The sequence below is a fragment of the Rhizobium herbae genome (assembly GCF_017873135.1).
In the GTDB taxonomy this organism is placed as follows: Bacteria; Pseudomonadota; Alphaproteobacteria; order Rhizobiales; family Rhizobiaceae; genus Pararhizobium; species Pararhizobium herbae.
This window is the reverse complement of the sequence record NZ_JAGGJV010000005.1, coordinates 13,498-34,793: the sequence shown is the minus strand read 5'-3', so window position 1 is coordinate 34,793 and position 21,296 is coordinate 13,498. Positions and strand designations below refer to the sequence as shown.

General features: G+C 58.6%; 16 protein-coding genes, 1 tRNA gene and 1 pseudogene. 8 read left to right on the top strand and 10 right to left on the bottom strand.

What is annotated here, in order from left to right:
* The first annotated feature begins 105 nt into the window (after nt 1-105).
* Nucleotides 106-1,365, top strand: a complete 1,260-nt coding sequence (locus J2Z75_RS14275) for a low temperature requirement protein A (RefSeq protein ID WP_234937353.1) — start codon at nt 106-108, stop codon at nt 1,363-1,365.
* A gap of 89 nt (nt 1,366-1,454) precedes the next feature.
* On the opposite strand, the gene guaB is transcribed toward J2Z75_RS14275, so the two are convergent.
* On the bottom strand, nt 1,455-2,951 hold the full coding sequence (gene guaB / locus J2Z75_RS14270; RefSeq protein ID WP_209853443.1) for an IMP dehydrogenase: 1,497 nt from the start codon (nt 2,949-2,951) through the stop codon (nt 1,455-1,457).
* A gap of 178 nt (nt 2,952-3,129) precedes the next feature.
* The gene (locus J2Z75_RS14265; RefSeq protein ID WP_407692770.1) at nt 3,130-3,999 is read right to left on the bottom strand and encodes an MBL fold metallo-hydrolase; all 870 of its coding nucleotides are present in this window, start codon (nt 3,997-3,999) and stop codon (nt 3,130-3,132) included.
* 315 nt (nt 4,000-4,314) lie between these two features.
* Between J2Z75_RS14265 and J2Z75_RS14260 the strand changes: the two genes are divergently transcribed.
* Complete coding sequence (locus J2Z75_RS14260) at nt 4,315-5,727, top strand: DHA2 family efflux MFS transporter permease subunit (protein WP_209853441.1); 1,413 nt, start codon at nt 4,315-4,317, stop codon at nt 5,725-5,727.
* A 12-nt stretch (nt 5,728-5,739) separates the two neighbouring features.
* On the opposite strand, the gene J2Z75_RS14255 is transcribed toward J2Z75_RS14260, so the two are convergent.
* The 3 genes from J2Z75_RS14255 to J2Z75_RS14245 are packed head-to-tail and all read right to left on the bottom strand — an operon-like array spanning nt 5,740 to nt 8,495.
* Nucleotides 5,740-6,123, bottom strand: coding sequence for a VOC family protein (locus J2Z75_RS14255; RefSeq protein ID WP_209853440.1), 384 nt, complete (start codon nt 6,121-6,123; stop codon nt 5,740-5,742).
* 3 nt (nt 6,124-6,126) lie between these two features.
* A complete protein-coding gene (locus J2Z75_RS14250; protein WP_209853439.1) occupies nt 6,127-6,906 on the bottom strand; it encodes an RlmE family RNA methyltransferase in 780 nt (259 codons plus the stop codon).
* A complete protein-coding gene (locus J2Z75_RS14245; RefSeq protein ID WP_209853438.1) occupies nt 6,903-8,495 on the bottom strand; it encodes a Ppx/GppA phosphatase family protein in 1,593 nt (530 codons plus the stop codon). The genes J2Z75_RS14250 and J2Z75_RS14245 overlap by 4 nt, the downstream gene beginning before the upstream one ends.
* A 257-nt stretch (nt 8,496-8,752) precedes the next feature.
* Between J2Z75_RS14245 and J2Z75_RS14240 the strand changes: the two genes are divergently transcribed.
* Together J2Z75_RS14240 and J2Z75_RS14235 are read left to right on the top strand one after the other, a co-directional pair.
* Nucleotides 8,753-8,826 (top strand) — tRNA-Gln (locus J2Z75_RS14240).
* 145 nt (nt 8,827-8,971) lie between these two features.
* A complete protein-coding gene (locus J2Z75_RS14235) occupies nt 8,972-11,053 on the top strand; it encodes a site-specific integrase (protein ID WP_209853437.1) in 2,082 nt (693 codons plus the stop codon).
* A 45-nt stretch (nt 11,054-11,098) separates the two neighbouring features.
* Here J2Z75_RS14235 and J2Z75_RS14230 read toward each other — a convergent pair.
* From J2Z75_RS14230 to J2Z75_RS14220, 3 genes and pseudogenes are all read right to left on the bottom strand, one after another.
* Nucleotides 11,099-13,434: pseudogene (locus J2Z75_RS14230) on the bottom strand (hypothetical protein).
* Nucleotides 13,435-13,667: 233 nt separating this feature from the next.
* A complete protein-coding gene (locus tag J2Z75_RS14225; RefSeq protein WP_209853436.1) occupies nt 13,668-13,982 on the bottom strand; it encodes a hypothetical protein in 315 nt (104 codons plus the stop codon).
* 412 nt (nt 13,983-14,394) lie between these two features.
* The gene (locus tag J2Z75_RS14220; RefSeq protein ID WP_209853434.1) at nt 14,395-14,844 is read right to left on the bottom strand and encodes a hypothetical protein; all 450 of its coding nucleotides are present in this window, start codon (nt 14,842-14,844) and stop codon (nt 14,395-14,397) included.
* Between the two features lie 453 nt (nt 14,845-15,297).
* Here J2Z75_RS14220 and J2Z75_RS14215 point away from each other — a divergent pair, with 453 nt between their 5' ends.
* From J2Z75_RS14215 to J2Z75_RS14205, 3 genes are read left to right on the top strand one after another with little or no spacing between them, the layout of a single operon-like run.
* Nucleotides 15,298-16,785 (top strand): YcaO-like family protein, encoded by a 1,488-nt coding sequence (locus J2Z75_RS14215; protein ID WP_209853432.1) that lies wholly within the window; start codon nt 15,298-15,300, stop codon nt 16,783-16,785.
* Nucleotides 16,786-16,826: 41 nt separating this feature from the next.
* The gene (locus J2Z75_RS14210; protein WP_234937351.1) at nt 16,827-18,176 is read left to right on the top strand and encodes a TfuA-like protein; all 1,350 of its coding nucleotides are present in this window, start codon (nt 16,827-16,829) and stop codon (nt 18,174-18,176) included.
* Nucleotides 18,177-18,494 (top strand): hypothetical protein, encoded by a 318-nt coding sequence (locus J2Z75_RS14205; protein WP_209853428.1) that lies wholly within the window; start codon nt 18,177-18,179, stop codon nt 18,492-18,494.
* 94 nt (nt 18,495-18,588) lie between these two features.
* On the opposite strand, the gene J2Z75_RS14200 is transcribed toward J2Z75_RS14205, so the two are convergent.
* The gene (locus tag J2Z75_RS14200; RefSeq protein WP_209853425.1) at nt 18,589-18,870 is read right to left on the bottom strand and encodes a hypothetical protein; all 282 of its coding nucleotides are present in this window, start codon (nt 18,868-18,870) and stop codon (nt 18,589-18,591) included.
* Nucleotides 18,871-19,085: 215 nt separating this feature from the next.
* On the opposite strand from J2Z75_RS14200, the gene J2Z75_RS14195 reads away from it, so the two are divergent.
* Nucleotides 19,086-19,736, top strand: a complete 651-nt coding sequence (locus J2Z75_RS14195) for a hypothetical protein (RefSeq protein ID WP_209853423.1) — start codon at nt 19,086-19,088, stop codon at nt 19,734-19,736.
* A 1,140-nt stretch (nt 19,737-20,876) separates the two neighbouring features.
* Here the strand turns inward: J2Z75_RS14195 and J2Z75_RS14190 are convergent.
* On the bottom strand, nt 20,877-21,272 hold the full coding sequence (locus J2Z75_RS14190; protein WP_209853421.1) for a hypothetical protein: 396 nt from the start codon (nt 21,270-21,272) through the stop codon (nt 20,877-20,879).
* Between the last annotated feature and the right edge of the window lie 24 nt (nt 21,273-21,296).

The following is a 21,296-nucleotide window of genomic DNA, read 5'->3' as shown; positions in this document are numbered from 1 at the left end:
TCCAGAACCGGGTCGGCGCAGCGATAGGCGAGCGGCTCATGCTTGACACCTGTTTTATGAATGATGGATGGTCGATGACAGCACATCCCGCAGGAAATGAAGCATATGCCCGAACAAACTCCCGCCAGCCGGCTGCCCACCCATCATCTCTCATCGATGCGCGGACGTGACCCGCACGAACACCACCGGGTCGCCACACCGCTCGAGCTATTGTTCGACCTCACCTTCGTCATCGCCTTTGGCCTCGCCGCATCGCAACTCGCCCATCTGCTTGCCGAAGGCCACTACGCCGCCGGACTCATGGGCTTCGGCTTTGCGATGTTCGCAGTCTGCTGGGCCTGGGTGAATTTTTCCTGGTTCGCCTCGGCTTTCGACACCGACGACTGGGTCTACCGGATGACCACGATGGTCCAAATGGTGGGCGTGCTCATCCTTGCGCTCGGTCTGCCGCAGATGTTTGAGTCCATCGACAAGGGCGAGCATGTCAACAACGGCATCATGGTGCTTGGCTATGTCGTCATGCGGGTGGCGATGACCTTCCAGTGGCTGCGTGCGGCGCGGCAGAACCCTGAGCGGCGCGCTGCCTGCCTCACCTATGCCATTGCAATCTCCATCGCCCAGATCGGCTGGGTCGTATTGATCTTCATCGACATGCCGCTGCTGCCGACCTTCCTTTGCGTCGTCACCTTGACGTTGGTCGAAATGCTTGGCCCGGTCGTCGCCGAACGCAGGAACGGCGGTACACCCTGGCACGCGCACCATATCGCCGAACGCTACGGCCTTCTGGCGATCATCACCCTCGGCGAAGGCGTCGTCGGCACGGTCGCGTCGATCTCGGCGATCACCGGCGAACAGGGATGGAACCTCGACGCCATCCTCGTCTGCATTGCCGGCACCGGGCTGACTTTCGGCATGTGGTGGCTGTATTTCCTGCTGCCGTCCGGCCAGATCCTGCATCGCTTCCGCAACCGCTCCTTCCTCTGGGGTTACGGCCATATGCTGATTTTCGCGGCAATCGCTGCGACCGGAGCGGGCCTGCATGTGGCTGCCTATTATATCGAGCACAAGGCCCATATCAGTGCCACGGCAACGGTACTCACCGTCGCCGTTCCCGTCGGCGCCTATATCCTCCTGATCTTCGCCCACTACGTCTATCTGCTGCAGAGGATGGAAGCCTTCTATCTCTGGCTTCAGGCCGGTTCTGCGATTCTCCTGGCGCTTCCGGTCCTTGCCGCGGCCGCGGGCGTCGGCATGACCGCATGCCTCGCCGTGCTGATGCTGGCTCCACTGGTCCCGGTCATCGGCTATGAGGTCAAGGGACATCACTACGGCAACAGGGCACTGGCCCGCGCCCTGGAATCCTGAGCGCGGAGACAAAGAAAAGGCGGCGAAGATATCTCCGCCGCCTTTTTCAACCACATAGCCCATCGCCGCGCAGGGTGGCGAAATATGCCTTACATCGCGCCCGGATAGTTCGGGCTTTCGCGGGTGATCGTCACGTCATGGGCGTGGCTTTCGCGCAGGCCGGCACCGGAGATGCGCACGAAGGTGGCGCGCTCCTGGAAGTCCTTGATCGTCGCGCCGCCGACATAGCCCATCGACGCCTTGAGTCCGCCGGCGAGCTGATGCAGAACGCCGGAGACCGGCCCCTTGTAGGGGACCTGGCCTTCGATGCCCTCCGGTACCAGCTTCAGCGTGTCGCGCACTTCCGCCTGGAAATAACGGTCTGCCGAACCGCGCGCCATGGCGCCGACGGAACCCATGCCGCGATAGGCCTTGAACGAACGGCCCTGATGGAGGAAGACCTCGCCCGGGCTTTCGTCGGTACCGGCAAGCAGCGAGCCGATCATGCAGGCGGATGCGCCGGCGGCAATCGCCTTGGCCAGATCGCCGGAGAACTTGATGCCGCCATCGGCGATCACCGGGATATTGGCGGCCTGCGCCGCGTCGACCGCAGCCATGATGGCGGCGAGCTGCGGCACGCCGACACCGGCGACGATGCGGGTGGTGCAGATCGAGCCAGGGCCGATACCAACCTTGACGGCATCGGCGCCCGCATCGATCAGTGCCTTGGTGCCGTCACCGGTCGCGACGTTGCCAGCCATGACGCGCACGGAATTCGACATGGTCTTGACCTTGGTCACGGCATCGAGAACGCGCTGCGAATGGCCATGCGCGGTATCGACGACGATCAGGTCGACGCCGGCCTCGATCAGACGCTCGGCGCGCTCGATGCCGTCATCGCCGACGCTGATGGCGGCAGCGGCGCGAAGGCGCCCTTGCGCATCCTTGGAGGCGTTCGGGTTGAGCTGCGACTTCTCAATGTCCTTGACGGTGATCAGACCGACGCAACGGCGATCGGCATCGATGACCAGCAGCTTTTCGATGCGGTGCGTGTGAAGAAGGCGTTTGGCTTCCTTCTGATCGACATTCTCGGTGACCGTGATCAGGTTTTCCCGGGTCATCAGTTCGTAGATCTTCTGGCCGGGGTCGGATGCGAAGCGCACATCGCGGTTGGTCAGGATGCCGACGAGGCGGCCGGGAACTGTGCCAGTTGCATTCTCGACGACCGGGATGCCGGAGATCGAGTACATCTTCATCAGCGCCAGGGCGTCGGCAAGCGTCGCGTCCGGACCGATGGTCACGGGGTTGACGACCATGCCGCTTTCGAATTTCTTGACCTGGCGGACCTGCTCGGCCTGCTCGATCGGGGTGAGGTTGCGATGGATGACGCCGATGCCGCCGGCCTGCGCCATGGCGATCGCCAGGCGCCCTTCGGTGACCGTATCCATGGCGGAGGAGAGGATCGGCAGGTTGAGATCGATATCCTGGGCGATGCGGGTGGCGATGTTGGTCTGTCCCGGCATGACTTCGGAATGTCCGGGTTGCAGGAGAACGTCGTCGAAGGTCAGAGCCTCCAGACCGGTTGCCGTTTCGATGATGCGCGCCATGGCCAATCCCTTCAATAGATGAAACGCTCCGCGGACGGTCTTGGGAAACGGTCCGGCGAAGACTTGCAAGAGTTTCTTGGAAGTTGGCGAGGGCTCGTAACACGGATAAGTCGGGATGGAAATAGCAAAAGCCCGGCAGTGATGCCGGGCTTGCCAAGATTCGTGCCGCTATGCGGTATCAGATCTCGAACTGGTAGGTTTCCGGCACGAAACGATACCCCTGATCCTGCTTCTCGAGGAAGCCGACAGCCGGGAACGGCATGTGGTAGCCGACGAAGGGCAGCCGGTCGGTCGCCACCATGTCGAAGACCTTTTTGCGGGCTGCGGCGGCCTTTGCCTTGTCCATGTCGAACTTCACTTCCCAATCAGGCCGTTGCAGCGACAGGACGAAATGGTTGGCGGTATCGGCAGTGAGCACGAGGCCTTTGCCGCCCGACTCGACCTTGAAGATCATGTGCCCCGGCGAATGGCCGAACGCCGCCATGCTTGTAATACCGGGCACGACCTCAGCTCCATCGCCGATGAACGTCATTTTTTCCGCCAGCGGCACGACATTTTTCAACACGCCCTTATGTCCGCCCTCCGCCGGTGTTCCAACACGAGCCTCGTCCTTCCAGAAATCGAACTCGGCCTGGCCGGCCACGTAGCGGGCATTCTTGAAGGCAGGCGCGCCGCCTTCCATCAGCCCACCGATATGATCGCCGTGCATATGGGTGAGAACCACGATCGTGACCTGATCGGGCATATAGCCGGCGGCCGCAATCCCCTCCAGCAGGTGACCGGCGCCGGCCTGACGTCCGCCCTCGCCCATGCCGGTGTCGAACAGGATCACCTCGGCCCCGGTATCGATCAGCGTTGGCGAGAAGCCGTTGACGAATTTGTCGGTGGGCAGGAAATTGGCTTTCAGCAGATCGCCCACCGCCTCCGGCGTCTGGTTGGTCCCAAAGGTTTCCTCGGGCTTTTCGCCGATGCGGATGCCGTCGCTGATGACGGTGACGCCGAAAGTACCGATCTTGAAACTGTTGGTCCTGCCTGCCGGTGATGCCATCGTGTCCGCTTTCGGTTCGCTCTGCGCAAAGGCAGCCCTGTTCATCAGGAACGGCGTCGCCAGGGCGCCGGCCGCTGCGGTTCCGAATAAGGCACGGCGGCTGATGTGAAAAGATGTCGTCATGCTGATCTCCCATGTGTTCCCCGGCATTGGAATGCGGCTGCAATCCTCCGGCAAGGCAACATCTAGGGTCTTGACAGGAGATGCCCGCAGGACTCACAGGGATGTGATCGCAAGTTGAACAGGGTATGACGACTTTTGCCTCAAAAGTCCTATGTTCCCTTCGCTCCGCCATACCGTGCAAGGCCTGCCCGCATGAATCGCATCGTCCCGATGATCCTCGCCGTCGCTCTGTTGATGGAGCAGATGGACTCCACCGTCATTGCGACCTCGCTGCCGGCGATCGCCCATGATCTCGGCGTCGGGCCGATCACGCTGAAACTGGCGCTGACCTCCTACATGGTGTCGCTGGCGATCTTCATTCCGCTGAGCGGCTGGATGGCCGACCGCTTCGGCGCCAAGCGGATCTTTCGCGCCGCCATTCTCGTCTTCGTCTTCGGCTCGATCCTCTGCGCGGTCGCCGACAGCGTGCTCGCCTTCGTCGTCTCGCGCTTCCTGCAGGGCATGGGCGGGGCGATGATGACGCCGGTGGCCCGTCTCGTGCTGGTGCGCTCCACCCAGCGCAGCGAACTGGTCGGCGCCATGGCGCTCTTGACCATCCCGGCGCTGATCGGGCCGCTCGCAGGTCCACCGCTCGGCGGCTTCATCACCACCTATTTCTCCTGGCACTGGATCTTCCTGATCAACGTACCGGTCGGCATTCTCGGCTATATCCTGTCGGGCATCTACCTGCCGGAGATCAAGAGCGAAGCACCGCCACCAATCGACATCAAGGGCTTCTTCCTCAGTGCCATCGCCGCGTCGGGCACGATGTTCGGTCTGTCGGTGATGAGCCTGCCGGCGCTGCCGCCGCAGATCGGCGCCGCCGCCGTCGTCATCGGCATCACCTGCGGCTTTCTCTATGTCCGCCACGCGCGGCGCCATCCAGCACCTTTGCTCGATCTCAACCTGTTCAAGGACAGCGCCTTCAGGGCCGCGGCGATCGGTGGCACGCTGTTCCGCATCTCGATCGGCGCCGTGCCTTTCCTGATGCCGCTGATGCTGCAGGTCGGCTTCGGCCTGACGCCGTTTCAATCCGGCATGATCACCTTCGTCGGCGCCGTCGGCGCGCTGACGACCAAGTTCTTCGCCAAGCGCGTGCTGATCTTCGCCGGCTTCCGCACGACACTGATCTTTGCCTGCATCGCTGGAACCGTGCTGACCTTTGTCAACGGCCTGTTCACCCCGGCGACACCCTATCTCGTCATGATGTTCATCCTGCTGCTTGCAGGCTTTGCCCGGTCGTTCTTCTTCACCAGCGTCAATGCGCTGGCCTTCGCCGACCTGCCGGATTCGGATGCCAGCAAGGCGACCTCGATGAGCGCCGTGCTGCAACAGATGAGCCTGGCCCTCGGCGTCGCCGTTGCCGGTGGCATCCTCGAAATCGAGACAACGCTGACGGGATCGAAACTGGAACTCGGCGACTTCCAGACCGCCTTCATGATCATCTCGGCCATCACGCTTACAGCCGTCATTCCGCTGATCGGCATGTCGAAAACCGCCGGCTCATCCGTATCCGGTCATAAGATGCGGACAGATCCGGAAGCGGAGACCATCGCCGTCAAATAGCGTGCAGACGCTTTATTCCGGCCGCTCGCAGACCGCCGAAAGCTTGTTGCCATCGGGATCGCGAACATAGGCGGCGTAGAAATGCGGATGGAACGGCCGGAGGCCGGGGGCGCCCTCGTCGGTGCCGCCATGGGCAAGCGAAGCGCGATAGAAGGCATCGACAGCAGCCCGGCTTTCAGCTTCGATCGCGACCATCGAACCGTTGCCGATCGTGGCGGCATTCCGGTCATATGGCGTGACCACCCACAACCGGCAGCGGCTGTCGCTTTCGGCCCCGTAACCAATCTCGACATCATCCTGCTTGCGGCGCTTGAGGCCGAGTGGAGCCAGCGCCGCGTCATAGAAAACCTGCGCCCGGCTGAGGTCGTTGCTGCCGATGGTCACGTAGAGCAGCATCGCTTACCCGGCCTCGACCGATTCCCGCTCGTCCGGCACATCCCTGTCGTCGATTTCGGTCTCGCTGTCATAAAGCGAAGCCGCACCCGGCTTGCGGCCCTTGAAGCCCTTGGCGAGCAGGAACATCTCGACCGATTCGGCTCGCGAGGCCGCCGGCTTCACATGGATAACCTGCTTGAAATTCTGCTTCAGCAGCGTCAGAAGCTCACGTTCCGCACCGCCCTGGAAGGTCTTTGCCAGAAAATGTCCACCCTCGCCGAGAACGTCGATGGCGAAATAGGCCGCGACCTCGCAGAGATGCATAGTGCGGATATGATCGGTCTGGCGATGGCCCGTCGTCGGCGCCGCCATGTCGGAGAGCACCAGATCCGGCGTGCCGCCCAGTGCCGTCATCAGCTTTTCGGGTGCTGTCGGATCAAGGAAGTCAAGCTTCAGAATATGGACGCCTGCCAGCGGATCGAGGTCCAGAAAATCGATCGCGACCACCTTCGGCTCGGCATCGGTGGAGTTCGTCACCTTGGCGGCGATCTGCGACCAGCTGCCGGGGGCAGCGCCCAGATCGATGATGCGCCGGGCACCGGTGAGGATCTTGTGCTTCTCGTCGATCTCCAGAAGCTTGAACGCCGCGCGGGCGCGATAACCTTCGAGCTGGGCGCGCTGCACATAGGGATCGTTGATATGGCGCTCGATCCAGCGCCGCGACGACGCCTTGAGCTTGCCCTTCTTGACCTTCTGGCCAAGCTTGCGCCCGGTGCGGTTTCCGCCGATCGGGGGTTTGGTCATTGCGTGTTTCCTTCGTGGGAACCATACGGCGCCGGGACACGCGCGTGCCTTCGGGCGCGACCGCGCCGCCAGACGCCGTCATCGGCCATCATGTCGGTGAGAAGCCCTTCGCGCAAACCGCGATCGGCAACGCGCATGCGCTCCGACGGCCAGCGGCGGCGAATGGCTTCGAGAATGGCGCATCCGGCCAGAACCAGATCGGCCCGGTCCGGCCCGATGCAGGGATTGGCCGCACGGGCGGTGAAATCCCACGACAGAAGACGCGCCTGCATCGCCGAAACCTCGTCGTCCGACAGCCAGAGACCGTCGACCTTGCGGCGGTCATAGCGCGGCAGGTCGAGATGCACGCCGGCCAGCGTCGTCACCGTGCCGGAGGTGCCGATCAGATGGAAGCCGTTCTCATCGCCGGGATTGTCCAGCGTGTGGATGGCCGGGCAATCGAAATTGGCCAGCATGCCCTGGACCTCCCGGACCATCGCCTCGAAGCCCTGCGGCGTGACGTCCTGACCGCCATGGCGCTCCGACAGCGTCACGACGCCGACCGGCAGCGATGTCCAGTGGGTGATATGGTTGGCAAGCCGGCTCGAGCGGTTGTCGCCGATCTTGATGACGGCGATTTCCGACGAGCCGCCGCCGATATCGAACAGCACCACCGATTTCGTCTCGCGCCCGACCAGCGACGAGCAGCCGGAGACGGCAAGGCGTGCCTCGGTCTCGCGGTTGATGATCTCGAGTTCCAGCCCGGTTTCCTCAAGCACCCGCTCAAGGAAAGCCTCGCCATTTTCGGCGGCGCGGGCGGCCTCCGTGGCGATCAGCCGGGTCTTGCGGATCTCGCGGCTCTTCAGCTTGGCGGCGCAGACCTTCAGCGCCTCGATCGAGCGGTCCATCGCATCCTGCGACAGGCGGCCGGACGCGCCGAGCCCTTCGCCGAGCCGGACGATCCGCGAAAACGCATCGACGACCCGGAACTGGCCGGGACGGGTCGGCTGGGCGATCAGCAGGCGGCAGTTGTTGGTGCCGAGATCCAGCGCCGCATACAGCGGCGAGCCCGAATCAGACCCATGCGAAAACATCTGGCCATTGCCGCGCCGGTCATGGCCGGCATGGCCCGGCGCCGGTTTTGGCTCCACCCCAACGCCCGCAACCACAGGCGGTTGTGACTGCCTGGCGGCATCGGCGACGGGCCTCGGCTTGTCGCTGGTCGCCAGCGGACGCCCTTGCAGGCTGCGGCGCTGCCGGTGCTTCTTGCTGCGTTTCTGGCTGGAATTTTCACCGCCGGGTACAGCGGCCTGTTTCACAACGGAAACGTCCGCCACAGCGCCGGAAGCAACCGGTTGCTGTGCCTGGCCGGATTTGGAACGGCGCCTGCGCTTGCGTTTGCGCACCGGTTCTCCGGTGGCATCTGTCACTTCGGGACGCCGTGTTTCTCCGTTATCAACGGAGGAACTGGCATTCGCAGAGGCGAGGCGCGACGGTTTACCCCGTCTGCGCTTGCCTTTGCCGGAACGGGGCGGTGACTGCCCGTCGTTGCGGTCTGCTGCCGACGCCCCGGAAACGGACGGCTGTTCGCCGCTGTCGGGGTCTCTCACGTGTCTGTCCATTGCGCCGCGCGGAACGATAGCCGCTCAAGGCGCTCTCTTGATTTTCGTTGGGCCGACTTTACCAGTGCCGCCCCAATTCGCCAAATTCTTTTTGCACAGCGGCCTGGCAGCACCAAATCCCGCGCTCAGACAGCACCGGAGGGCGATTTTGCCGAACGCGACGGATTTTTTGGCAAAATCTATTGCATCCGCCAATCTTTTGTTTATAAGCCCGCCTCACCGGCTGGGCATTGCCCACGCAGTTTTGGGGAATAGGTTAACGGTAGACCCACGGACTCTGACTCCGTTAGTCCTGGTTCGAATCCAGGTTCCCCAGCCAATTCTCCCTAAAAGCCCTTAATTCCTTGATTTTCCAGTCGTGCCGGATATCGTTTTGGCATCATTGGCGACCTGATGCCCAGAACTGATGCCCAGCCGAATTCGGCGCGGTCGAACCTTGAGGCTCGATACAGGGTCTGTTCGTCATGGCTGTGCGCCACGAGGTCGAGAATCTCATCCGCCGCGGAAACATCTTCTACTGGCGGCCGCGCATCCCGGCCGCCTTCATCCACTGTCGGCCAGGCAGCCGACTTTCACTCAGCCTTCATTGTTCCGACCATAGAAAGGCTCAGATCATCGGCCGGAAGCTCAATACGCGGCTGGCCGAACTGAAGATGAATTCGAAGGACGTGATGACCGCCAAGAAGCCGCTCCAGATCCTGTTAGAGCACGTGCGGGACCAAGAGCTCGAGAGGCTCGATGACATCAGCACTATGGCCAAGCGCAATGGGCGGGGTGGCGACGTCGTCGAGATGGAACTCGATCTCGAGGCTGGCTGGGCCTGTCAGCTCCTGGCGAAATTCGGGACCCGCTCGGACCTCAGCTTCGATGGCGACTGCCCCGGGCTCGCCTACCTGCTGAAGAACGGCGTGCCTGCCTCGCATGTCGACGCCATCCGGGCAAACTATCTTGCCGAGCTCACGATTGCACGCAGCGCCGGCTTCGAGGACGGGATCCGGCGGTTGATCTATCAATTCGATGTTGACGACACCGCCGTCAATCGTGAACGGGCGATGTCGAAAATGTTCGAAGGCCGTGCCGCAGCCCTCCTCGACATCGACGATCGACACGAACTCGTCGACCGAACCTCAAGCGAATTCACAGGTGGCGGCAGAGCGAACAAGTCCGTGGTCGAGGAGAAGCCTGTCGAGGTCGAACCCGGCGCCGCTTTTTCATTGGGGCTGGCCAAGAAGAGCCAGCCGGCACCGACTGCAACTGATATCCCGGAGCCAGAGGAAATTGCCTACCTCGACCTCTCACCGCGCGTGGTACCGAACGCCAAGACGGCAGCAGCTAAAGCAAGCCAGAGGGTTGTAGCCGTCGCAGATTTTGAGCAAGCATGCGAGAAGCTCATCGCCAACATGGGCGAAGAATGGACAACGGAAACCGGCCGAGATGCGATGGCACTGGTTCGGATGTTCAAATCCGTACTCATGGAACATGATGTAGAGCATTCCGGACAGATCGAGCAGTATCACATTGGCCTGCTGCGTCAGCACTTCAACGACATTCCGACCAACTGGGGCCGAAGCAGCAAGATGCGCGTCATGTCAGCGCCGGAACTTCGAGCAGAAGGCGAGAAACTGCGCAAGGCGGCTGACGCTGTGGGAACCAAGGCGAAGGTCGGTCTGGCCTCCACGACAATCCGCAAGCACTTCGGAAACCTGCAACACTTCCTGAAGCATCTGAAAGGCCACGGGTTCGAAATCGAGAATTGGACGTTCGAGGGTCTACGCCCGAGAAAGCCCAAAGCCGGAGACATCCGTCACCAGCAGTACAAACCGAAGCCTCAAGACATCGCTCCGATTTTCTCAAGTCCGATCTATACGGGCTCGCAGGATCATCTGCGGGGAAAACGGCGGAAACCGGGCAAGCATGTCTTCCACGATTCGCTTTATTATCTGCCGATCCTGTTCACCTACCTGGGCCCTAGACGCAAAGAGTTCGCTGGCCTCGCAGTGGACGACATTGCAAAGGACGAAGACGGGTATGTCATCCTCCTTCGCACGAATGGCATCAGGCGGTTGAAGACCGCACAATCAAAACGGCTGCTACCCATGCCCGACGAAATGGTTCGATTGGGCTTCCTCGACTACTATCAGGCAATCAAGGGACTTGGATACGAAGCGCTCTTCCCGGATCTTTTCTCGGATAAGACGGAGAACGATCCGGGCAATCGTTTCTACGACACCTTCATCCCCGTGATGCGCGGCGCCCTTGGGGAAAAAATGTGGGAGCGATCCATTCATGCCCTTCGCCATGGTATGGCAGATACCCTGAAGCAGGCCGGCGTCCCGACTGAAGTTATCGACGACATCTCCGGTCGGCTGAGCGAAGGCAGCGAAACCAACACGCGATACACCAACCCGGCCGGTCTTCCCCTGATGCGGAGCGCTTTGCAGCACTACCCTATCATCACTTCGATCGTCGAACGGAAGCCTTTGCAACTCCTCCCATGGATCGAGAACAAGCAACCGCCGCCATGGGCACGTGAAGGCAAGAAGTAAGCGACCAAAGCGGAAATGATTTCCGCCTTGGCTTGCTCAGAACTACTAGGCGGCTTCCCAAACCTGATTGAGAATGCGTGCGGCCAGTGCCGCCTTGTCCTGTGGAAGGAAACGGCCGTAGTGTTTGGCCACCATGTCCGCCGTATCCTGGATGCGTAGCTAGCCTGTTCGTATGAACCGGTCTGCTTCAGGATATGGGTCGCCAGCACATCCCGAACGTTATGCGGGCCATGGGGCAGCAGGCCCTTGATCGCTCCTCGCCCGGTGTATGGATTGTAGATTCCATAGCGTTGGATGGTGAGCCGCCATGCCTCGTAAAAGGTCGTGACGTCGTATGCTGCATCGGTGCTTGTCGTCTTGACGGTCTTCACAAAGAATGTTCCGGGATCGGCAACTCCCTTGAGAAGCGTGGAGCGATGGCGATCGACGTAGTCATCAATGTAACGGTAGAGGTCGAGCAGATCCGGCAGAAGCAGCCGAAACGGCTTGTCTCCGAAAAACGACGAGTGGGCATTTTTGAAAGCCACCGCTGGAATCAGCGCCTCCCAGCCACCGTCACGATCACTCCAACGGAGCTCTCCACGCTTGAGTTTTTCAAGCACGCGTTCCGGGCGTGGCATCTGTCCGCGTGGGCATAGCATCAATTGCCGAAGGTTTTTCTGGCGAAGTCCGAGATGCAGTCCCAGGCGGAGCATTAGGAACGAGCGAACTGCTTCCGCGGCCGGACGCGGATAGCGCTCCTCATCAGGCATCAGCCTGATGATCTCCTCGGTGATCTTCCGATATTCGCCGACCGGACTGTCAGCTTCGAGGACCGGCATGATCGGTTCGAAGGGATCGCGATGGACACGGGCGATACGCTGTATCTCTTTGACCCGGTGGGCTGCGTGTTTGTGGAAATCGTCGCAGGCTCCGTGCCAATCCTCACGGGCGTAGTCGATCTCATTCTGCGAGACGAGACCGGCAATAGGTTGGACACGCCCTAGGAGTTCCGGATGCTGTCGAAGCCATCCTGTGCCTTCCTTGGTGATTGCCAGGGCGATCCGCAGCATATCGACTTCCCACGCCGTATAGAAGCCCCGGCGGCTTTCGCGCCATTGCAGATACCAATCCCAGACACCCGGAAAGATAAGCAGCCCAAAGGTCAGTTGACGCAGCGGCACCCCATACCCCTTGATCTCTCCCGCCTTTGACGCCGCAAGTGCGCCGAACATCAAGCCGAGATGCTCGATCTTCTGGGAGGCGGTTTCCTCGCCCCAGACACCGTTGCGCTGAAAGCCGATCGATGTCAGTGCCGTTGTTTTGAAGCGGACCAGGTCGGCCATTTCCATGGCAAGCGCTGGTGGCGCATCGATGACGCCCGACAGCAGATCGGGATCCTCGATCCACGTTTCCTCGTAGTTCGCCGGTACAGTGATCTTTCCATCGCGTGGCGCACGTCCGCCGTAGGATACGCCGGGAAAGCGGATGGCGTAGCGCTGCTTCGCCGCGGCAGCCTGAAATTTGCGGTAATCCGTCGACCCGCTGATGATCACGCGACGGACCCAATCCAGAATCTCCTCGCGCTTGGCGAACGGAAGCGAATTGAAGTCATTTGGTAGATGCCACGCGATCCTGCGTCGCTCCGCAGGCTCGATACCCGATAGATTGAACCCGCACGCCGATCGCGACTGATGCGGCAGCTTCGCCTCGAAATAGCCTTCCGAGAGACGGTAACGGCGCTCGATACGACCAAGGATATCGAAGCTGTCTGTGCTTCGCGGCACGCGCCGGCCTTCAATCCAACTCAGCAGCGTATTCTTGTCCATGGGCTCGTCAGCCCGCACGACCGATCGATAGAGAACCCAGTAGGTCTCACCGTGGCGACGCATGTGGAGCAGGAGTGCTTCGGCGAAATCGGCGGGGTCATCCCACTCGCGAAACAGAGGTTCCGGAAACTCGACTTTCACGCCAGGCTTATGCACCGCGGAGGCAACCTGAGAACGCGCAGTCTCGGAAGGCGTGGAATTTATTGTCAATTTCCCATTCTCGGCGCCGACCTTGTTTGTCACCGTCGGGCCTTTGGGCTTGCGAGGGCCTTCTTTCGTCTCTCCCGGAGTTTTCTCACCGTCCCTGCTCCACCGGACGATGGCATCAAACCCGGGGTCGATCAAACGGTGATGCGATGCAAGCGATCGAGCGTCGATCCCGGTCATGCGGGCAACGACATTCCATTCAGTGCGGCCCTCCATCCGGGGCGGCCCGCACCTTCGCTCGATAAGTCGCCGCATATAGGCTTTGAGGGCTTCGGCTTCGTCGCCGGAGAAGATGGTCGAGAGACGCAGTTCGCAATAGGCGTCGATCTTACGTTGGAAGGCTTTGATTGCAGTTAGCTTGGTCATTTCACTTAATCATGTTCGTTACTCGGACCCTCTATGCGAGGGGCCGGCCGAGCTAAGCGAAGTGGATTAAAGAAGGATTGGAGCCGTCTATTTCTCCAGAAATCCGATTCAGAATCAAACGGCGTTTTAGGAAGTAATGGGGGGAGAAGTTATCATTGCATCAAGCGCCGTTAGGCGTTGATCGGCCTCGTCGAGCAAGCAGATCCGGTAACAACAAGTGGACCCGGATGCGCTCAGACCTCCTGGTCGGCGCCGTCGGGATAGATCAGGTGGATTTTCCTACGAAACGGCGAGCCGCCCGTCCGGTACTTGGCGACAAGATCGTCGAACACTACGTCGCATTCGCGCTCATCAAACCCCTGATCCGTCAGCATCGAGACGATCTTGTTCTGGAACTTCTCAAGCTCCATCTGCTGCCCCTTGTCGATCGCCCGCCGGATCAGCCAGAACAGCGCCACCCGGGCCACGTCATCCCTGTCAGGCCGCTTCGCCCTTCTGTTGGCGTCGCGAAGCGCCTTCTGTCGCTGCCTGGCTATCTTCAGGGTCATGCTGCTTCCTCCAGATCCTCAACCTCCTCAATGGTAGGGGACCGGCCCACCGGCACAAGCCTTGTTTGGCCGAATCGGAAATATCGACCTTTGAATCGGCGGCGCAGAACTATGAATCAAATGACCGCAATTTGTTTCGAGTTGCGGGCACGTCATCTCACGTCATGATGAATTGTTCGGCCGCGAACGGCGTTGGTGAATCACCTTATTCGAGTTCCGAATCAAAGAATCCGGGGGGCAGAATCAAATGAGCGCAATTTGTTTCAGGTTGCCGGAGACTTGATGTGAGTTGCCGACATCGTGCCACGCCTCATCTCAAATCACGTCACATCATCACGATGGTGCCCAAGTATCCAGCCCTAAGCAGGAGGCGGGCAAGGCCGCGCCGAAGCCGACCGTCCAGGTGCGCAAGCTACGGGAGCTGGGCGAGCTCGAGCCTTCTGCGGGCGTCATCGTGAACGCTGGCGCGACGCCGACCGGGGACCTGGTATTCGCCAAGGCGCGGAAGGCGAAGGAGCGTCGTTTCCAGCCGGGCGGCGGCGGCGCGGAAGCCTCGACGCCGCGCACCGTCCTTCCTCCCACCTCGGATCGCGAGCGCATGGCGTTGGATGCGGTGCGGCGTGCGCTCCAGCTTGACGTGGCGAGGTTCAACGACCTGCGCGCGGTTCGCGGCTTGGGCGTCGACGCCATCGACGAGCTTCGCCAGTGCTACGAGATCAAGATGAGTTCGGGGGGGGGCGCTGCCGACCGACGTCACGCTGACCGCGAGCGAGGTCGCGGCGGCGAGACACGATCCCGACTTCTTCCTGGCGGTCGTCACCGGCTTGGAGGATGGTGCCGGCGAGCTTCGCGTGCGCTTCATCTTCGACCCGCTCGCCAACTTAGATGTGCGGGTCCGCAGCGACCTGACGCTGACGGGGGTTGATCGGGCCGAGGCGCTGGAGTTCACGTTCGCGCGCCGGTCCAGCGATCAGGGGGCGAGATAGGGAATCTGGATCATTCGAGGGTTCCTTTCGCCACCATTGGCGCGTGTCGGAACTTACAGTTTTCCGCACGGCTGCCGCCAGGATGGGCGACACATAAACGGACGGATGCTTTCATGCGCCAGTCCAGGACGCTCGAACGACCGTTATGAGGGCGCAAGTGGTCATCTTACAGAATACTTTGATGTTTGGCAGCGGGGTCCGCTTTTTGCCCTAAGCGGTCATTCGCGTCGCAAAAATCGGCCGCGAAACTCTGATTCTTGCGACAGACTTTCGCGATAGAAATTCCCTTTCAAATTCAAGTGCGGTCGAACTGTCGCAGATGCTAGGAGATGCGCGACATCGTCAAATCCAAGCAGATGTTTGTGCCGAGCATCCTCGAGCAAAAATGCCTTTGGAACTACCCCGTGGAAAGGGTCGACAATTCGCCGCACGTTAGTATGTTGATAACCGCGCTTCCTGCCAAAGATTGCATAAATCAACGAAGGCTATCCATGAATGAACATTTGGATACGGGTAGTGGATTTCTTTTCAAAGGAAATCGATATTTTAGTCAAAAGTCTCATGGGAGCCAACGATCAAAACCGCCAAGCGAAACCTTGAGTGAGATAAAAGAATTGCTCATTGCGGCGGGAGTAACTCGCCTCGCGGATATAACAGGATTGGACAAGATTGGCGTTCCTGTTACTCTTGCAATTCGGCCGACAAGCAGAACAATAGCGGTTTCCTCAGGGAAAGGTGTTGATCTTGTCACGGCAATGACATCGGGCGCAATGGAGTCATTGGAGCTTCATCACGCTGAATTCGCGAAGCTAGATTACATCTACTGCACCTACTCTGAACTAACTCAGGCCCACAACTGTCTAAGGACAGAGGAGTTGCCGCTTAGGAGCGGAGAGGCTTTCAACGCTCGTTGGCCCGAAACTTGGACTCTCGGCTGGGATATTGTGAACCAACAGGAGGTTGCTGTTCCAATCCAGGCCGCACTGATGGCTCCTAATCTCACGGAGGTTCGATTTCCAAGTATCGCTGCGTTTGTCACCGATTCTAACGGGTTGGCATCCGGAAACGATATCGTGGAGGCTGTGCTTTCAGGTCTTCTCGAAACAATCGAGCGTGATGCAATAGCTCTCCATAAAATCCGTTCAGAGATATCCGGATCGTTGGTAGGAAAGATAAACGTTGCGACCGTTCCGTATGAATCTGTTCAGCGTCTCAAGTCACGCATTGAAAGGTCTGGGGCAAGGTTAGCGCTATTCGATTGCACAAGCGATACGAAAGTCCCGACCTTTCGAGCTGCCATCTTAAACGATGCACGCGGTGTCGGCCAAATTGTGGAGGGTTTTGGCACCCATCTATCAAACGAAATGGCGATGCTCCGGGCCATTACAGAAGCATGCCAAGGTCGTGCCGTGGTGATTGCAGGTGCGCGGGACGATGTATTTCATTTCGCCTTAGAACGCGTTGCCAAGGCCGATTACCGAAGATCAATTGCAGCAATCGATGATCAACAAATGTTGCAATTCCACCCGCACCCAGAGTCTATAAGTAATTATATCCATAAAGACTTGAACTCAGCACTACATTTGCTTCAAGAAGTTAACGTGACACAGGTCATAGTGGTCGAACTAAAAATGTTCGACTGCGAGCAGACCTTTGTAAAAGTAATCGTTCCCGGGCTGGAAGGGTACCCCGGCAGTGGCTACCGACCACGTAGGAGAGCTCTCTCATTAACTCGCAACCTTTCGCGAAGTGAAGGAAACTCCTCCGGACTAAAAAGTACTCTGTTTCATTCTCAGGCAGGAGGAAACCACGGGTGAATACGCGACGATCGCTAGTTTTCTTAGGACCTACCTTGTCGTTGAGTGCTGCCCGCGAGCTCTTTGATGCAGACTATGCGCCACCCGCGAAACAGGCGGATATTTACAGTGCGGTTCGGACATCGCGCCCCGCCGTAATCGTGCTGATCGACGGTGAATTCCATCAGTCGCTTAGCGTCTGGCATAAAGAAATACTCTATGCTCTGGCTCACGGAGTTCGCGTAATTGGGGCCAGCAGCATGGGCGCTCTACGTGCAGCGGAGTTGCATACGCTCGGGATGATTGGAGCGGGGAGAATTTTCGAGGATTACCGTGATGGAGTTATCAATGCAGATGACGAGGTTGCGCTGACGTACGGTCCAGCCGGACTAGGCTACCCTCAAGTTACAATCCCGATGGTCAATTTGCGAGCTACATTGGACGCGGCTGAGCGAAAGGGGGATATCACTTCAGAACAAAAACTTGTCCTTCGTGAGCGATTACACGGCATACATTTCTCCGAAAGAACAAGGAGCCGTCTTCACCAAGAAGTAGAAAGTCTCGGTTATGAGACCGAAACTTTTAATAGGGTTTTCAACGGGAATTTTATAGATCAGAAGCGCCTTGATGCAGTTGAAGCGCTCCAAGTTGCAAGCGAGATGGTTCGATCTATTCGAGAGGCCCCTGTCGGCTTTGAATTTCATAAGACGCACTCGATGAACGTAGTCGATCAGCAAGACAGGATTACTAACGATGGGTTTCGACGAAGGGAAGTAGCCAAATTTATTTCACTAGCGCATGAGAATTTCGAGCCCACGTTGGCTAACGCCTTAAATCGGTCTCTCGCTCTGTTACTAGGCAAGATGATGGCTATCGAGCCATCGGAAGATGAAATCGTAGACGAGGAATGCAACTTTCGTGAAAGGTTTTCTATAATAGAAGAAGTAAAATTCGAGGGCTGGCTGAGCGAAAATGATATCGGGGCCAAAGACTTTAACCGATTGATGCGCGAGAACGCTGTTTGCCGCAAACTCTATGATTGGCAAGCCTCGATAGCTGGCGCTTGCGAGCACACTCAACCTACGCTAGATTACATTACGCTTGAGAACAGGTACATTGAATTCAAGAAGAAGATGTCTTCAAATCGAGACTTTAGAACCCTTACGCCAAGAAATAGTCAGACTGACATCGATGATCTTTCTTTGAATGAGCTCCTGGAAATCCACACGAGGTTTTATCCAAGGTTGACATTCCGGCCGCTTGCACAGTGGATGAAGGATGTAGCTTTCCAAGGCGAAGACGACCTACGGGGCGAGCTAATTAAGTTGGTCTCGGGCGATCAGGCGAGAGAGAAAGTAATTGCAAGTGTATTGGCGCTCCGATCAAATGAACAAGTGAAGAGGGAGTCGTGAATGTCAAAAGAGAAAGCAATTGAGTTTTTGGAAAGACTTGAAAACGATGAAGACTTTCGGAAAGCGGTGATAGACGCACGGAACAAGTTGTTCGGCGCCGGCCAGACTGGCACGCCTACACCCGACATCATTGCGGAACTGGGCTTTAACTCCCAAGACATGCATGAGGCGATGTATGCACGAGGCAGCAATCTTTCCACTGATCAGATTCGCTCCATTACAGGTGGCGCTGAAAAGATGCCAATCGACAAGCTTGAAACCATCGCTCTAATGCATATTTACGGCGTGACCCAAGCAGAGGCTCCTCCGGAATCATGATCGGTGCATTCGACTGCCACTTTTTGGCGTGAGCCTATGGCCGGAATAGTACGACGACACGAGGGGGCGGCGTTCGCCCCCTCGCTCTTCGTGATTAGTTGCCCCGGGGCTGCTCGTCCTCCTTGCGGTTATTGTGGCTACCGTCAAGGCTCGGGCCATACTTGTCGGCGTTGAAGTCGAGCTTGTTCGTCTCGGTGTGGCTGCCGTGGGTCTGGGTGTTGGAGTAGGACGCGCCGCCGCGAACGTTGCAGTTCGAGAAGCCCCAGTCGCACTTCACGCCAGCGCGGAACTCGGTGTTCTCCTGAGCGGAGGCGGCCGAGCTGAGGGCGGCGGCGGCAAGGGCGGCTGCAGCCGCGAGGGTGAGAATGCGGGTCATGCTGGTTTCCTTTCGTTCGGTCTCTTTCGTGCAGATCGCTTCATGCGGGCTGCTGGTCGAAAGGAAAAACCAGTGGCGGGGTTCTGAAAATGAACCGCTACAGACCCCATTTCTAAGGCTCCTCGGACGCGTCCCGAGCCGGAGGTGTGCAACATGAACACCTCCGGGGCATGCGATGAATGGTACAAAGTGCGTGTTCAACGAGAGGCCACACGATGCCAGGAACGAAATCGCAGGATCTTGCTGACAAGATCGCAGAGGATTGCAGGCTTGCCATTCTGAAGTGGGACGATCCGAAAATGGTCGCGGCCGTGCAGAGGGCCTGCAAGGATACGCTCACGTTCTTGAGGAGGAACAAGAAGCATTATGATTCCGACGGCGCGGAGCAGAACGGGCCATGGTTCCCTGACATGCCACCCGCGACCACTAAGCGGCTGGAACATGCTCGCCCGGATGCAATCCACCTCGTCATCTTCGAGAATGGACTTCGGCACATGTTCAGCGAGCTAATATTGGCCAGCAAGATCGATGCAAAGCACTGGCCTAACCTTGAGCACGCCATCACCTACAAGACGGCTGCTTTCCACAACGAGCTGCTGCGCATTCACGATGCTTTCCCGGGAGAGAATATTGCCGTATCTCTTGCGAGCCTTGCGAAGCGATTCAACTACAAAAGCGGCGGCTGGCGCGTCCGCAACAAGCTGTTCCCGGTTATGGCCGACCTCGGCCTCTGGAAGATCACGCGCAAGGATAATACGAACGAATGGGAGATCCGACTAGGCAAGGTTGCCGACATCTTCCATGATATGGTCTTCTACCCGGCATCAACCGAGTTCGAAGCGAAGCTGAAAGGATGTGTGAAATGAGGAAAGTATCTGGCCCAGGGGTCATCATCCTGTGCGGCAAAGACGACATCTAAAGAAGAGTGGCGCGGCCAACACCGCGCCTCTTTTGTTTCTGAAGGCCATCTTCTCTCCTGATCCCTCAGTTCAAGGACGGCCCCCACTGCTCCGCGTAGGATCATCCTGAAGAAGGCGACGTTGACCTTCCTCCTGCTGTCGACCAGAGGATCTTCGATGTCGTCCCAGCATCCGCCGAGACTGTGCATTGCCATGTTCGTGAAGACGAGGGCGCGTCGGTCTCGTCCAGGACGCATCTTGAAGGCGGCATCAACTTCGGTCGGTCCATCCAGCCATCGCAAGTTTTATGATGTCACCTTCTGGCGCAAAGCTGCCGAGAGCCATATGGACCGCCTCGTCGCAAACGTGAGGTCGGACAGCGGAAGTTATTTCCGTTTCAGACCCGTATTGACTGATGCCCAAAGCCAGGGCACAAAGGTGGCATCCACGGTCGTTCGCGATGGGAAAACAGAGGGAATTTCAAGGCTTTTCTTCTAAGCTGTTGAATTCATGTGAGAATCCAAGGTCCCCAGAAAGGCTATTTTTGGACCTTCATACCACACCTTTTTACCACTAATCCTCACGACGAAAAGCATAGTCTTTGCAGCTAGTTACCGACAATTCGCGGCAAAGCGTTCTGTGATTTACCAAGATCGAAACGCTACCCGTAGCCGCGCGAAAGCTGGCTGGGGACCCTGTTTCAGCGGCGATCGTTCTGTGGCATTGTCGCGCCAGTAGCGGGCGTCGACCCGCTTGCAGTGGATGACCGTCTTGGGGTACGACAAGCGTCATCTCGGAGAAGCGGCCAACAGCGTGGTCATGAGCGTACCGCGATATTATGTTCTGCCATTATACCGGAAGGCTTGCTGGCGGAGACCATTTTTAACAGCGGAGGCCACTTCCGAGTGGCGAACCCACTTAACTAGCCCTATTTTTTCGTGATGTGCCATGCGTTGGGTCATCGGCCTTACGCTGCGATCAATTCTTATCTGCGATCGCCTTGATGTACTCAATTGGGTACGGCGCGAAAACGCGGCTTGGCATGTTCAGGCCAATTGCGGCACCGATTTCCGCAGCAAAAGTGGTGCAGTCACTGAAGCCTAACATTTAGTTCCCAGACGTCTTCCATTTTTCGAACACCGCCCTTGCCGCCTCGTAAGCATCCGAGTTTACCGAAACGATGACAACATAGTCTGGTTTCTCCCCGGCGTCGTCGAATATCTGTCCCGGCGACAACCCGAATACAGCTTCATATTTCGACTTGTCGGCTTGCGGATAGAATCCGACAACCTGCTGAGTTGTCATCATCGCTGCGCTGTCGCCCTTGTTCCAGATTACAAAGGCGTGGCCGAGGTCGCCGCCCTGCGCCGCAATCGAGACAGCGTATTCGTGGTTTTCAGAGCGGACCTTCTTATCTATATATTTCTTCTCGGCAGCGATGGATGGTATTACGGAAACACAAACTATCAGTGCTGCTGCCAGCTTTAGAACAAGACTGCGCATCTACTCCTCCAATCACAGTTGACC